General features: G+C 38.2%; 15 protein-coding genes. 13 read left to right on the top strand and 2 right to left on the bottom strand.

Annotated features, from left to right (window positions below):
• Nucleotides 1-8: 8 nt before the first annotated feature.
• The 3 genes from CRV04_RS06040 to CRV04_RS06030 are packed head-to-tail and all read left to right on the top strand — an operon-like array spanning nucleotide 9 to nucleotide 2,567.
• Nucleotides 9-980: a NifU family protein gene (locus CRV04_RS06040; RefSeq protein ID WP_128995928.1), complete on the top strand. Its 972-nt coding sequence runs from the start codon at nucleotides 9-11 to the stop codon at nucleotides 978-980.
• Entirely contained in the window at nucleotides 977-1,342 is a 366-nt protein-coding gene (locus CRV04_RS06035; protein WP_128995927.1) for a NifB/NifX family molybdenum-iron cluster-binding protein, read from the top strand. Before CRV04_RS06040 ends, CRV04_RS06035 begins: the two co-directional genes overlap by 4 nt.
• Nucleotides 1,332-2,567 (top strand): FprA family A-type flavoprotein, encoded by a 1,236-nt coding sequence (locus CRV04_RS06030; RefSeq protein WP_128995926.1) that lies wholly within the window; start codon nucleotides 1,332-1,334, stop codon nucleotides 2,565-2,567. Before CRV04_RS06035 ends, CRV04_RS06030 begins: the two co-directional genes overlap by 11 nt.
• A gap of 78 nt (nucleotides 2,568-2,645) precedes the next feature.
• On the opposite strand, the gene CRV04_RS06025 is transcribed toward CRV04_RS06030, so the two are convergent.
• A complete protein-coding gene (locus tag CRV04_RS06025) occupies nucleotides 2,646-2,831 on the bottom strand; it encodes a hypothetical protein (RefSeq protein WP_128995925.1) in 186 nt (61 codons plus the stop codon).
• Between the two features lie 106 nt (nucleotides 2,832-2,937).
• On the opposite strand from CRV04_RS06025, the gene nifB reads away from it, so the two are divergent.
• Genes nifB through CRV04_RS05985 form a run of 8 tightly spaced genes read left to right on the top strand, consistent with a single transcriptional unit; the run spans nucleotide 2,938 to nucleotide 8,427 of the window.
• Nucleotides 2,938-4,374, top strand: a complete 1,437-nt coding sequence (gene nifB / locus CRV04_RS06020; protein WP_128995924.1) for a nitrogenase cofactor biosynthesis protein NifB — start codon at nucleotides 2,938-2,940, stop codon at nucleotides 4,372-4,374.
• A gap of 8 nt (nucleotides 4,375-4,382) precedes the next feature.
• Entirely contained in the window at nucleotides 4,383-4,664 is a 282-nt protein-coding gene (locus CRV04_RS06015) for a hypothetical protein (RefSeq protein WP_128995923.1), read from the top strand.
• Nucleotides 4,665-4,716: 52 nt separating this feature from the next.
• Nucleotides 4,717-5,832, top strand: coding sequence for a homocitrate synthase (nifV, locus tag CRV04_RS06010; protein ID WP_128995922.1), 1,116 nt, complete (start codon nucleotides 4,717-4,719; stop codon nucleotides 5,830-5,832).
• Nucleotides 5,814-6,617 (top strand): hypothetical protein, encoded by an 804-nt coding sequence (locus CRV04_RS06005; RefSeq protein ID WP_128995921.1) that lies wholly within the window; start codon nucleotides 5,814-5,816, stop codon nucleotides 6,615-6,617. Before nifV ends, CRV04_RS06005 begins: the two co-directional genes overlap by 19 nt.
• A 20-nt stretch (nucleotides 6,618-6,637) precedes the next feature.
• Nucleotides 6,638-6,847 carry a CCE_0567 family metalloprotein gene (locus CRV04_RS06000; RefSeq protein WP_128995920.1) on the top strand — a complete coding sequence of 70 codons (210 nt, stop codon included), beginning with the start codon at nucleotides 6,638-6,640 and terminating at the stop codon, nucleotides 6,845-6,847.
• 9 nt (nucleotides 6,848-6,856) lie between these two features.
• Nucleotides 6,857-7,090, top strand: a complete 234-nt coding sequence (locus CRV04_RS05995) for a hypothetical protein (RefSeq protein ID WP_128995919.1) — start codon at nucleotides 6,857-6,859, stop codon at nucleotides 7,088-7,090.
• A 9-nt stretch (nucleotides 7,091-7,099) separates the two neighbouring features.
• Entirely contained in the window at nucleotides 7,100-8,095 is a 996-nt protein-coding gene (locus CRV04_RS05990; protein WP_128995918.1) for a leucine-rich repeat domain-containing protein, read from the top strand.
• An 11-nt stretch (nucleotides 8,096-8,106) separates the two neighbouring features.
• Complete coding sequence (locus CRV04_RS05985) at nucleotides 8,107-8,427, top strand: nitrogen fixation protein NifQ (RefSeq protein ID WP_128995917.1); 321 nt, start codon at nucleotides 8,107-8,109, stop codon at nucleotides 8,425-8,427.
• Nucleotides 8,428-8,724: 297 nt separating this feature from the next.
• On the opposite strand, the gene CRV04_RS05980 is transcribed toward CRV04_RS05985, so the two are convergent.
• Nucleotides 8,725-9,624 (bottom strand): RluA family pseudouridine synthase, encoded by a 900-nt coding sequence (locus CRV04_RS05980; RefSeq protein WP_128995916.1) that lies wholly within the window; start codon nucleotides 9,622-9,624, stop codon nucleotides 8,725-8,727.
• A 125-nt stretch (nucleotides 9,625-9,749) separates the two neighbouring features.
• Between CRV04_RS05980 and purB the strand changes: the two genes are divergently transcribed.
• Together purB and CRV04_RS05970 are read left to right on the top strand one after the other, a co-directional pair.
• A complete protein-coding gene (gene purB / locus CRV04_RS05975; protein WP_128995915.1) occupies nucleotides 9,750-11,078 on the top strand; it encodes an adenylosuccinate lyase in 1,329 nt (442 codons plus the stop codon).
• 43 nt (nucleotides 11,079-11,121) lie between these two features.
• Nucleotides 11,122-13,506 carry a ribonucleoside-diphosphate reductase subunit alpha gene (locus tag CRV04_RS05970; RefSeq protein ID WP_128995914.1) on the top strand — a complete coding sequence of 795 codons (2,385 nt, stop codon included), beginning with the start codon at nucleotides 11,122-11,124 and terminating at the stop codon, nucleotides 13,504-13,506.
• Nucleotides 13,507-13,538: the final 32 nt, after the last annotated feature.

The raw sequence follows: 13,538 nt of genomic DNA, 5'->3' as shown, positions 1-13,538 counted from the left end.
ATATAAAGATGCAAAAAGAGTTAGAGTATTACCTCTCTTTAGAGTATCCGTATGAATGTTATGCGGGTGAGAATGAAGTGGGTGATGCGTATTTGGTGGAGTTTACTGATTTTGATATTAAAGCTGCCAGCGAAGATTATGATGAGGCCGTAGAGTTGGCACATGAATATTTAGCGAAACATATTAAAGAGCAACTTGAACAAAATAAAGCATTACCTAATCCAGGTGAAGGAGTTCGTTTCATGAGACACAGAGAAGCATTGAATGCGTATAAACAAAAAGATTTTATCACAGCTAAAAATATTTGGGAAACAGAAGCTGGTCTAAAAAATGACCAAGCCATGACCAATTTGGGTTTGATGTATTTAAAAGGGGAAGGGGTCGAAAAAGATTTCAATCAAGCAAAAGATTGGTTTGAAAAAGCGAGTTCTTATGACAACGACTCTGCTAATTTTAACCTTGCTTTGATGTACCAATCAAAAATTGGTGTACAAGAGGATATTGCTAAAGCCAAAGAGTATTTCAGACGAGCCATTGCTAAAGATCATACCCAGGCAGCATTTCGACTTGCTTTGATTCTTCTTCAAGACAGAAACAATGAAGAGGATGTAAAAGAGGGATTTTATTGCATGCTAAAAGCGGCAAAAGGGGGTCATGCGATGGCTTCTATTCAACTGTCTGGACTTGACCGAGAGTTGGTTGAAGTGTGTGAACTCAATCAAGCCTTTCGCGCAAAAAGTTATGAGGATCAATTAAGTGCCATCAATGATGCGCTTGACAGATTCATTCGACCCATGCTTATAAAAGATGGAGGAAACATTTTATTGATTGATTACATCAACGAACCAGAAATCGAGATTCGTTTGGCATATCAAGGTGCCTGTGCAGGGTGCTCTATGGCAAGTACGGGTACATATGAGATGATTAAAAATACCTTGGAACAAGTCATTGATTCACGATTTAGGTTATACATACTATGAAAATTGCATTCGCTTCACAAGACAATATTCATGTTAATCAACACTTTGGTTGGTGTAAAGAGTTCTATATCTATGAAATCAAAGGCAGTGAGTTCAGCTTTATAAAAAGCGTGGATTCGTCGATTGAGATTGAAGATGAAATTGAAAAACTCACTTACAAAATTGAGTGTTGTGAAGAGTGCGATATTTTATACGTACAACAAATTGGTCCCAAAGCTTCTCGAATGGTGCAAGCATCTGGGATTTTCCCCATGCAAGCGAGCAAAGAGGGTGAAACAATTGAAGACGTACTCAAGCAGTTTATAAAAATGAAAGATAATCCACCCATTTGGATGAGAAGGTTACTTGTCAATGAACAATAGCAGTGAAGAACTTATTGAATTGGCCAAAGATGTCTACTTTATTGGAGTGTTTGACCCTGAGATTCGCACCTTTGATATCATCATGAAAACAGCCAATGGAAGTTCATATAATGCGTATTTAATTAAAACAAATGAGGGTGTCATTATTGTAGATACCGTGAAACTGGAATTTCAAGATGAGTTTTTCAAAAAAGTAGAAGCGCTTTGCAGTTATGATGAGATTAAATATGTGGTTTCTCACCACTTAGAACCCGACCACGCAGGTGCGATTCCTGAGTTAATCAAGCGAGCACCACAAGCAAAAGTATTGATTTCTCCCCAAGCCACAGCGATGTTAAAATCACTCACACAAAGTGAAACAATCGATTTTGAAACCGTGTGGACCAATAAAAGCATCACCTTGGGCAATAAGACTTTGAAGTTTTTAACCACGCCTTACTTACACTGGCCAGAGACCATGAGCTCTTATTTGGTTGAAGATAAAATTCTCTTTTCGGGCGATGTGTTTGGAAGCCATTACTGTGATAAACGTCTTTTTGAAGATGTGGTGGGAGACTTTTCTTATGCCTTTAAATACTACTATGACCATATCATGCGACCTTTTAAATCGTATGTGTTAAATGCGTTGAAGTTATATGAAAAGTTTGAGATTAAAACCATCGCAACCCTGCATGGACCCATTTTAAATCAAAATCCACAAAAATACATCGATTTGTATCGACAATACAGTCAAAACAAACGCGATGAAGAGACAAAAGTGTTATCAATTTTTTATCTGACCAGTTATAAAAACACTCGAAACATGGCAGAAGCGATTTATGAAGGGTGTGAACGCATGGAAGGCATTGTTGCCAATGTGTATGATTTGGCTTCTTTGGATGAACAAAACATGATTCAACTTTTAGATGAGAGTGATGGGATTTTAGTGGGCACACCTACTATTAACGGGGATGCACCCAAACCAGTGTGGGATCTGCTTTCATGTATGATGTACTTAGAAAAACGGGGAAAAGTGGCGCAAGCGTTTGGCTCTTATGGGTGGAGTGGAGAAGCGATTGATATGATCATTGATAGAATGAAGTTTCTCAATTTCAAAGTGCCTCCCATGGAACTTCTGAAAATCAAACTCATACCCACACAAGAAGAGTTACAACAATGTAAATCTTTTGGGGTAGAATTTTGTGAGATTTTAAAAGGTAAGATGATTGAAATGACTATGAATTAATGAGCGATGAGTATAAAACAGTTTACTTTGACTAAAACTAAAACACCACAAACTCGCTGTACTCATCGCTGATTAATTTTACGTTAATTCACAAAATTGTGAAGATTTATAGACCACATCTTTAAGTTCATTCAACTTTTGAATGATTTGCTCTTGGTAATGCGCATCCAAACTGTATCGGCTCTCAATAAAATCATAGATGTTATCAATGTTTGAATTGATCTCTTTGATAAGCTCTGCTTTGATTTTTTCCTGTATATCCATTGTATATCCTTATATTGTATACAAAAGCGTATGCATTTTTTATTCCCATTTCGTGTAGGGAACACTATGTGCATTACTTATAGCAGAAAGTAAAAAAGGAGTTACTATGAGTTGTTCATGTACATCAAGTAGCACACAAGAGAATATACAACAAGAAGTTATGGATAAGATTAATAACCATCCATGTTATAGCGAGGGAGCTCACCAACACTATGCACGAATTCACGTTGCCGTTGCCCCTGCATGTAATATCCAATGTAATTATTGTAATAGAAAATTTGACTGTTCCAATGAGAGTCGACCGGGGGTTACTTCGTCAAAATTACAACCCATTGAAGCGGTTAAAAAAGTGCTGTATGTGGGCGGTGAAATCCAACAACTATCTGTTGTAGGAATTGCTGGTCCAGGAGATGCTTTAGCCAACCCTAAAAAGACATTTGAAACATTTAAAATGCTTCAAGAAAAAGCACCTGATTTAAAACTGTGTTTATCAACCAATGGTTTGAGACTTCCAGAGTTCATTGACGAAATTGAAAAATATAATGTTGATCATGTCACTGTTACAATCAATACCGTGGACCCTACAGGTGAAGTGGGTGCACAAATCTATCCTTGGATACACTGGAACCATAAGAAAGTCTTTGGGGCCGAAGGTGCTAAAATCTTGCTTGAACAACAACTCAAAGGGATTCAAATGCTCACTGAAAGAGGAATCTTAGTCAAAGCAAACTCTGTATTGATTCCAGGCGTCAATGAAGCAGATTTACCTAATGTAGCGAAGAAACTTAAAGAGATGAACGTATTTTTACACAACATTATGCCACTGTTATCTAAACCAGAATTTGGAACATATTACGGTTTAAATGGACAAAGAAGTGCCTCTGACCAAGAGGTAATGGCAGCACAAGAAGCCTGTGGTATGGATATGAAATTAATGTCTCACTGTAGACAGTGTCGAGCCGATGCGGTAGGACTTATCGGTGAAGACCGAGGTGATGAGTTTACAAAAGAGGCGTTTGTAGATATGTCATGGGATGAGCTTGAAAGTAAATATGACATCAAAGCCAGAGAGCAAAAACACCAAGTCATCGAGAACTGGCGGGCTGCACTGGAAGTTGCAAACGAAAAAGTAAAAATTGAACAAGCATCCAAAGAGCAATTAAGCTCAAACGGTGAGACAAAATTGATTGCGGTTACCAGTGCGGGTGAAGGGACTGTGAATTTACACTTTGGTAATGCCACGGAGTTCCTAATCTATGAAGCGGGAGATAAAGCCATCAAGTTTGTAATGCACCGAAAAGTAGAGAATGCTTACTGTAAAGGACCAGAAGATTGTGATGGTTCCTACCCTATTGAAGAGATTAAAGAGACACTTAAAGATTGTGATATTTTATTAACTGAGAAAATTGGTGGATGTCCAATGGATGAGTTAAAAGAGATTAATCTGATTTGTGATGATTCGTACGCATTTAAACCAATTGAGAAATCAGTTCACGATGCCGCGAAGAAATACTTCTTTGAAAAAGAGAATGAGTTAGGATAATCCTGACCATGAAACCAAATCCTACGGTTTTACTGCTTAAAGGAAATGGACCTATCAGCATCAACAACGAGTTGTTGGAACTCTATCCTGCAACGACGTGTCACGGTGCCATAGGCTTTCCTTTAAAAAGCCTTCGTGCAGACAATGTCTGTATTGTAAACGATTTAGAGCACTTTTGGGTAGTTGAAAAAGAGATTTTAGACAAGCCTATTTGTTTCGTTTACGCTTATGAGCCTTTGAGTGAAGAGGACTTACAGAAGATACATACACCCAGTTTACGCTACATCTGATAGCGGAACACTTTTTGCATATACTTAGTATATATTTTAGAAAGGTCACGTCATGTTTCTGATCAATGACACAACGCTACGAGATGGCGAACAAGCGCCTTATGTAGCTTTTAATACTCAAGAGAAACTTGAAATCGCACAGCTGTTATATGAAGCGGGTGCTCACGAACTAGAAGTGGGAATCCCTGCCATGGGTAAAAAAGAGCAAGAGGATTTAAAAGAGATTTTAAACCTAAACTTGCCCATACAAATCATGAGCTGGAACCGAGCAACATTGACAGATTTAGAAGCTTCACTGAAGTGTGGGCTCAAAGCCGTTGACCTCTCTATCCCTGTTTCAGATATTTTAATCGATGTAAAATTTAAAGGGGACAAAACACGTCTTCTTAATCAGCTTGAACAAACCGTAACGCAAGCTAAAAAAGAGAACCTTTTTGTCTGTATTGGTGGAGAAGACTCTTCACGAGCAGATTTAGGGTTTTTAAAAGAGGTGATGACCCTAGGTAAAGAATTGGGTGCCAATCGTTTCCGATATTGTGATACCGTTGGGATTTTAACGCCACATAAAACCTATGAAAACATCAAAGCTTTAAGCAGTGAAAATCTCTTGGACATTGAGATGCATACGCACAACGACTTTGGTATGGCTACAGCCAATGCCATTGCTGGTTTTGAAGCGGGTGCAACAAGTGCCAACACCACTGTGATTGGTTTGGGTGAGAGAGCAGGAAATGCTTCCTTTGAACAAGTGTTGATGACCATTAACCGTTTGATGAATCAAAGCAGTGATATCAACATCAAAGCACTCAAAGCCTTAATACGAAAAGTGAGTCGAGCGTCAAACCGACGTTTAGATACGAGTTTGCCCATTATTGGTAAAAACATCTTTGCTCACGAGTCGGGTATTCATGTGAATGGTATGATGAAATCAAAATCATCGTATGAGCCATTTACACCTAAAGAGGTGGGACTTAAAAGAGACTTTCCTATTGGAAAACACTCAGGAAGTTCAACTTTAATGTACCACTTAGAGAGTTTGGGAATTACCCCTAATAAAGAGGTAGTACAACAACTGCTTCCAAAAGTTCGAGATATTGTGACCAACCGAAAAAAAGTGTTGAATGCAGTGGAATTGAAAGAGTTATACTTATGTTCATTGGGTATTTAAGAAAAGATTACGAAGATGCGTTAGAGTCTCTTTCTAAGAGCAACACCTTACTGGACATTGATTTGTTGAAACACACGTATCATGCCTATCCTGAGTACTGCTTTGCGGCGTATGAAGGTGGTGAGATTGTGGGTGTTATCAGTGGGTACCGTTTTGAGAAGTCTATTTTTGTTAATGTCTTTGAGGTCAATGAGAGTTATGAGGACATTTATGAAAGGTTGCTTCGACTCTTTATTACTAACTGCAACGGTTTGGATGTGGTACTTTTGATTGAGACAAAACGGTATCAGAAGCTTAAAGGGTTTGATTTTAAAACGCACAGTGATTTTGTACGATTTATGTACTCAGGGGAAGCTGTGGCATTTAACTTTTCAAATACCCATGCCAAACAAGTGGCGGCTTCAAACTATGATGAAGTCTCTAAAGAGATTGATAAATCGGTTTTTTCTGAGGACAGACACGAGTACATTGGAAAAGATTTGGTCTTCTCTAATTCGTTGAAGTTAGGGACACAAAGTGGGTTTTTACACTCATATGTGGTGAACAAAAAGTACATCAAAATCTCACCTTGGCTGATGAAAAATGAAGCCTTTTTAGATGCAGAGAAGCTGCTTCGAGCAGTTTTGTATTATCGTGGGCTTAAAAAGATTTATGCCTATGCTCCAATGGTTAAAGAGATCATTGATTTGTACGACAGTTATAAATTTAAAAAAGAGGAGAGTTTTAAATTGGTCTATTTAAACAATATGCCCGAGATAAAACTTGAAAATCTCTACGCCATTTAATTTAAACAAAGGAGAAAAAAATGTCATTAACCGAAGAACAAAAAGAGAAGAAAAAAGAGTTAGCAAAATACAAACGAAAAGTTGTTGAACTTGCAGGTGAAGTGCACGACATTGTTGAAGATACCATTTGGACAGATTATAACAGACTGCCTGAACTCAGTGAACAGATTAATGTCGCGATGAAAGACGTGAACGACTTTTTAGACGCGCACCCATATTTACAAAAATAGCGAATGTACATGGAAGAGTTAAAAAATAAACAGATTTGCGAATGTGGTGAAAAGAGTATTCAAGACGCCATTGAGATATTTCAAAATACCACTCTTCCATATAAAAAAGCAAAAAAATTGGTCACAGGTTGTAATAAAACTTGTTGCAGACGTGCTTTGATGGCGCTGTATAATATGGTGGACTTTGGGGCAATTGATTATGAAGAGATTGCTTTTTTAATTGATGAAACCAACAACAGGTAAAGGATGAGTATGCAAGAACAGTACGAACATTTTGCTAAATGGGTCATATCGCAAGGATTGCAAGACACCGTCTCAATCCATCCTGATGATGTTAAGATTATGACGCATTTGGATTTAACGCGTAAGAAATTGACAGAACTGCCTGAGAGTATTGCCTGTTTAGAGAACTTGCATGTCTTGAAACTTTCAAATAACCGTTTAACAAAACTGCCTGAAAGTATTGGCAAACTCAAACATTTGCGAAACTTACAGTGTGAAAACAATCTTATTGAAGTGTTGCCCAAAAGCATTGGAAAACTTTCCAAATTGATGATTTTGAATTTGAGTGTGAATAAGTTGACCTCTTTGCCTGAAGAGTTTTATGAATTAAGAAACTTGACCCGTTTGACGATGGCTGCAAATCATTTAAGTGAACTCTCTACAAAGTTAGAGAACCTCTCAAAGTTGCTCTTTTTATCACTGGATACCAATGAGTTTGAGATGTTGCCCGATGCCTTTTCAAGCATGAAATCGTTGTATTATTTGAATCTGTCGTTTAACCACCTCAAAAGTTTGCCCAAGTCCATTTCAAACATTGAAGAGCTGGAGACGCTACTTTTAGAGGGAAATGAACTCAAAGACCTGCCGTCACTGGAGTCCCATGATATGTTGATGAAACTTGATTTAAGCGATAACTCATTGAGTTCATTGGATTTTGATGTGAGTGCGTTAGAAGACTTAAAGATTTTGATTTTGGATAACAACTTTTTGACGTTTTTGCCCGATGAAGTTTGTAATTTAGAGCAATTAAGTTATTTGAGTGTGAGTTCAAACAGTTTGATTAAACTGCCTGAAAACATTGGAAATCTCAAACATCTGCACGAGTTGGATATTGAAGACAACAATATCAAACGCTTCCCTGACTCCATTTGTGAGTTAAGCGAACTTAAAAATCTCTATATGGATCAAAACAATGGTTTAAAAAAGCCAGAGTGTTTGGACGTAGAGTTTTGTGATCTTGATTAAGGAGGTGATTTATGAGAGATTTAGCGTTGATGGAAAAAGATGTATTGGAGCTGTTGCAACAACATGCCAATGATGACTACGCCAAAAATGAGTTGGCACCTTTGATTGCAAAAACCTCTTTAGAGATGGGACACCTCTACTCTGATTTAGGCTTTGAGAGTCGTGAATACATGGGTCAATTCATGAAACAACACTTTACGAGTTTGGCCAATATCAAACCCGATGATGTACGTTGGAAGAAATATTTGTACGACTGCATTGGAAAAACAGCACCTGCCTGTGCCACCTGTGGTGATATCAGCAACTGTTTTCACTGTACTTTGGCTTCATAAAAACTTAAAAAAATCAACTCTTTTATAAAGACCTTTTTTATTTAAGGCGTTTTTATTATTATATACCTACACTATAGACCCTCCTTAATAATTTTAAGGAGTTAAAATGAATACAATTAAAAAAAGATTTAGTGAATCAAAAAGCGAATTTATAACAATCGCATTATTAGAGTTAGCGATTATTGCTGGCTCAATTATATTAGTTTTAAGGTAAATATATGAAAAGTTCAATGCAGTGCGACGTCAGCGACGTCGCGTATCAGAGTTTAGTTTTTATTAATCAAAGACAAGGAGGGTCTATTTTGTCTTGAAATGGTGAAGTATGTCATCATTTTTAGAGTATATTTTATACACTGCCCCTTTATAAGTGAACTCTAAGTAGTTTGCATGCAGCCACAGACGGTGACTCTTAGTCACTTCTTGGCGTTTTTCTTCTGAAAGCGTTTTATTCAAATACCCTTCGGCATACTCATCTTCCACCCCATAAATAGGATCTCCCAAAATACGATGCCCCACAGAGTACAGATGCACTCTGATTTGATGTTGTCGACCTGTTATGGGTATGGCTTCTACTAACGTAAGATTTTTCTCTTTATTATATTGTATGGGTTTGATGATGGTTAAAGACTCTTTGCCCTCTTCACCTGCTTTCATACGCACCCCAATTCGTTTACCTTCACGCTCTAAAGAAGAATCAATATGAAGCTCTTGCGTGATTTCTCCTTGGACAATGGCCAAATAGGATTTGTTGTATTTTTTTTCTTCAAACATCGTTTTAAGTGTTTTGACACTTTTTAAATTTCGTCCTACTAAAACAAGCCCAGAAGTCTCTGCATCAATACGATGAATCAAGTTGGCTTTTTGTCCAAAATGGAACCTCACTTCATCTAAAAGTGAATAAGGTGTCTTTTTTGAAATGGGGTGAACCATTAAATTGGTGGGTTTATCAAACAGGGCAAACTCTTCAAAAGTAAGCAGGGGTTTAAGCCCTTGTGTATGCCCCTCAAACTCGGCGACATATAGGTGCTCTTCGGTGATAATTTCAGACATCATATAAGAGTTCATGTCCTCTTTAAATATTCGACCTCGATTGATTAACCTTTGCGCTGTTTTGGGCTCTAGATCGAGGTTTTGCATTAAAAATATTTGAATTTTTTTATCTTTTTGTGTTGCATACTTTTTTAAAACAAAGGGCAATAGTATTTCCTAAATTTATTTCAAATTTGGCCAAAAGTTAAACAAAATCTTTGGCTAATTAAGTTACCATATCATACTAAAAAATATTAAAAATATCGATAAAAATGGGATAAGGGACGAGATAGATGGTAGAACGGTACGCAAGAGAAGAGATGAGCTCAAAATGGACTCAACATGCACGTTATGCAGCATGGCTTGAGGTAGAAAAAGCAGCAGTTAAAGCTTGGAATAAACTGGGATTGATTCCCGATGATGATTGTGAAAAGATCGTTAAAAATGCAACGTTCTCAGTCGAAAGAATTGAAGAGATTGAAGCGGTTACGAAGCATGACTTAATCGCATTTAACACAAGTGTAAGTGAGAGTTTAGGTGATGAATCACGATGGTTCCACTACGGAATGACCTCTTCAGATGCAGTTGACACAGGCGTTGCACTTCAAATGAGAGACTCTTTGGAGATTATCATTGATGATGTTAAGATGTTAATGGAATCAATCAAAAAAAGAGCACAAGAGCACAAATTGACTTTGATGGTGGGACGAAGCCACGGTATTCACGGGGAGCCTATCACATTTGGTCTGACACTTGCAGTATGGTATGACGAAGTAGCACGACACCTTAAAAACCTTGAAGAGACCATGGATGTTATTTGCGTGGGACAAATCTCAGGAGCAATGGGGAACTTTGCACATGCACCTTTAGAGCTTGAAGAGTACGCCATGGCAGAATTGGGACTGAAACCAGAGCCGTGTTCAAACCAAGTCGTGCACAGAGACCGATATGCAAGGTTAGCTACAGCTTTGGCGCTGCTTGCTTCTTCTGTTGAGAAGTTTGCGGTACAAGTAAGACACCTTCAAAGAACGGAAGTATACGAAGCAGAAGAGTATTTTGCAAAAGGGCAAAAAGGTTCTTCTGCAATGCCTCACAAACGAAATCCTATTCTTACAGAAAATATCACGGGTCTGGCACGAATGATCCGAGCGTATGCAACTCCAGCAATGGAAAATGTGGCACTGTGGCATGAAAGAGACATCTCACATAGTTCTACTGAGAGATTTTGGCTTCCTGATGCATTTATTACTACGGATTTCATGCTTCACAGAATGAACAACGTGATAGCAAACCTGACAGTTATGCCAGAGAACATGATGAAAAATCTGAACTTAACAGGAGGATTGGTATTTTCACAACGAGTATTATTGGAACTTCCAAAAGCGGGTGTAAGTCGAGAAGATGCGTACAAAATTGTTCAAAGAAACGCAATGAAAGTTTGGGAAGGCTTACAACAAGGTAAACCAACCACAAACGAAAAAGGTGAGTCTTTATATTTACAATACCTATTAGGTGATGATGAGTTACGAAGTAAACTCTCTGAGGAGCAAATCCGAGAGTGCTTTAACTACGAATACTATACAAAAAATGTAGACGCAATTTTCAATAGAGTTTTTAAATAAATAATAAATAGATAATAAAATATTGTAAAGTGGGTATAAGAACATGGCAATTATGATTCAAAAACGAAACGGACGAAAAGAGGTTTTAGATATTACCAAAATCCAAAAGATGACAGTCGCTGCAACGATGGATTTAGACGGAGTATCTCAAAGTGAACTCGAACTGGATGCACAAATCAAATTCATTGATGGAATGAGCAGTGCGGATATTCAAGATGCGTTAATTAAAACAGCAGTTGAAAAAATTGATATAGATGTTCCTAACTGGACATTTGTAGCAGCACGACTCTTTGTGTTTGACTTATACCACAAAGTAGGACGATGCACGGGTGGTATTAAAGGTGAAGCCTATTGCCACTTAAAAGAGTATATTCAAACGGCACAAGATGCAGGACGAATGATTCCAGGATTGGAACAAGGGTATGATTTAGAAGATTTAAATAACCACATTGACCCAACACGAGACTTTCAGTTTAACTATTTGGGAATTAAAACACTTTACGATCGATATTTAATCAAAGATAAAAAAGCACAACCCATTGAGCTGCCACAACATATGTTTATGGGTATTGCAATGTTCTTAGCACAAAATGAAAAGAACAAACAGATGCGAGCCAAAGAGTTCTACGACGTGGTATCGAAGTTTGAGGTGATGTTAGCTACACCAACGCTTTCAAATGCACGAACCAACCGACACCAGTTAAGTTCTTGTTATATTGGTAGTTCTCCTGATAACATCGAAGGTATCTTTGATGGGTATAAAGAGATGGCACTGTTGTCTAAATATGGTGGTGGTATTGGTTGGGACTGGAACCAAATCAGAAGCCTTGGTGGGGTGATTGATGACCATAAAAGTGCAGCGGGTGGTACGGTACCATTTCTTAAAATCACCAACGATATCGCCATTGCTGTTGACCAATTGGGGACACGAAAAGGGGCCATTGCTGTCTATTTAGAGCCTTGGCACATGGACGTGGTTGACTTTGTTGACTTGAAGAAAAACTCAGGGGAAGAGCGACGAAGAGCGCACGACTTGTTCCCTGCATTGTGGATTCCTGATATTTTCATGCAACGAGTCATGGAAGATGGTATTTGGACACTTTTTGACCCATACGAAGTAAGAGACTTGTCAGAACTTCACGGAGAAGCGTTTGAAAAACGATTCTTAGAGTATGAACAAGATGAAAACATCACCAAAGAGCGCATCAAAGCCAAAGATTTATGGAAAAAAATCTTAACCTCATATTTTGAAGTGGGAAGCCCATTTTTATGCTTTAAAGATAACGCCAACCGAGCGAACCCAAATGCACACTCAGGACACATCCGAAGTTCAAACCTGTGTACAGAGATTTTCCAAAACACCAATCCAAACTACTACAAAATACAGTTTGAATTTGAAGATGGAAGCATCGCAACGTATGATGAACACGAGATGATTACAGTAGACTCGGGGATTACTAAAAAAGCAAACAAAGTAACCGCACTTGACTCTATTGGTGGTAAACAAATTTTTATCGTAGAAAAAGAGCGAACCGATGGCGACACGGCTGTGTGTAACTTGGCCTCCATTAACTTAAGTAAAATCAACACCGATGAAGACATCCGAAGAGTGGTACCTACTGCCATTCGAATGTTGGACAACGTCATTGACTTAAACTTCTATCCTTTACGAAAAGTAAAAGCAACCAATTTAAAAACACGAGCGATTGGTCTTGGTGTTATGGGTGAGTCACAAATGGTGGCAGAACACCAACTGGTTTGGGGAAGCAATGACCACCTTAAAAAGATTGATGCCATCATGGAAGCGGTTTCGTATAACGCCATTGAATCAAGCTCAAACTTAGCACTTGAAAAAGGGAAATACCCTACATTTGATGGTTCAAACTGGTCTAAAGGAATTATGCCACACGACCATGCACCACAAGCTGCCAACGCGATTGTAGATAAAGACCTGTTTGATTCAGGCTATAATTGGGATGAGTTACGAGCAAAAGTTCAAAAAGATGGTATGAGAAATGGATACTTAATGGCGATTGCCCCAACGAGTTCAATCTCTATTTTAGTAGGAACAACACAAGCCATTGAGCCTGTGTATAAAAGAAAATGGTTTGAGGAGAACCTCTCAGGACTCATTCCTGTGGTTGTCCCTAACCTTAGCCCTGATACGTGGGCATCATACACACCTGCGTATGAAGTGGATCAACTCGATATCATCAAAGCAGCCGCAGTTAGACAAAAATGGATTGACCAAGGGCAAAGTACCAATATCTTTATGAGTTTGGACAAAGCAAGTGGTCGATACTTACATGAAATCTATACATTAGCATGGAAACTTGGGTTAAAATCGACCTATTACCTACGAAGTCAATCTCCAGAAGCTGCCAATGACGTAGAAGACAGAAGTTTAGAGTGTGCAGGTTGTCAATAAGAAAGAGCATTTAAAATAATAGAATATTAGGA

Source organism: Candidatus Marinarcus aquaticus, from assembly GCF_004116335.1.
Lineage (GTDB): Bacteria > Campylobacterota > Campylobacteria > Campylobacterales > Arcobacteraceae > Marinarcus > Marinarcus aquaticus.
The sequence above is the reverse complement of the archived record's forward strand: the minus strand, read 5'-3'. Positions and strand labels throughout refer to the sequence as shown.

What these genes read in the sequence shown, in the direction of transcription:
- CRV04_RS06040 (WP_128995928.1), top strand. Translation starts at nt 9, where the DNA reads ATGCAAAAAGAGTTAGAGTATTACCTCTCTTTAGAGTATCCGTATGAA.
- CRV04_RS06035 (WP_128995927.1), top strand. Translation starts at nt 977, where the DNA reads ATGAAAATTGCATTCGCTTCACAAGACAATATTCATGTTAATCAACAC.
- CRV04_RS06030 (WP_128995926.1), top strand. Translation starts at nt 1,332, where the DNA reads ATGAACAATAGCAGTGAAGAACTTATTGAATTGGCCAAAGATGTCTAC.
- CRV04_RS06025 (WP_128995925.1), bottom strand. Translation starts at nt 2,831, where the DNA reads ATGGATATACAGGAAAAAATCAAAGCAGAGCTTATCAAAGAGATCAAT.
- nifB (WP_128995924.1), top strand. Translation starts at nt 2,938, where the DNA reads ATGAGTTGTTCATGTACATCAAGTAGCACACAAGAGAATATACAACAA.
- CRV04_RS06015 (WP_128995923.1), top strand. Translation starts at nt 4,383, where the DNA reads ATGAAACCAAATCCTACGGTTTTACTGCTTAAAGGAAATGGACCTATC.
- nifV (WP_128995922.1), top strand. Translation starts at nt 4,717, where the DNA reads ATGTTTCTGATCAATGACACAACGCTACGAGATGGCGAACAAGCGCCT.
- CRV04_RS06005 (WP_128995921.1), top strand. Translation starts at nt 5,814, where the DNA reads ATGTTCATTGGGTATTTAAGAAAAGATTACGAAGATGCGTTAGAGTCT.
- CRV04_RS06000 (WP_128995920.1), top strand. Translation starts at nt 6,638, where the DNA reads ATGTCATTAACCGAAGAACAAAAAGAGAAGAAAAAAGAGTTAGCAAAA.
- CRV04_RS05995 (WP_128995919.1), top strand. Translation starts at nt 6,857, where the DNA reads ATGGAAGAGTTAAAAAATAAACAGATTTGCGAATGTGGTGAAAAGAGT.
- CRV04_RS05990 (WP_128995918.1), top strand. Translation starts at nt 7,100, where the DNA reads ATGCAAGAACAGTACGAACATTTTGCTAAATGGGTCATATCGCAAGGA.
- CRV04_RS05985 (WP_128995917.1), top strand. Translation starts at nt 8,107, where the DNA reads ATGAGAGATTTAGCGTTGATGGAAAAAGATGTATTGGAGCTGTTGCAA.
- purB (WP_128995915.1), top strand. Translation starts at nt 9,750, where the DNA reads ATGGTAGAACGGTACGCAAGAGAAGAGATGAGCTCAAAATGGACTCAA.
- CRV04_RS05970 (WP_128995914.1), top strand. Translation starts at nt 11,122, where the DNA reads ATGGCAATTATGATTCAAAAACGAAACGGACGAAAAGAGGTTTTAGAT.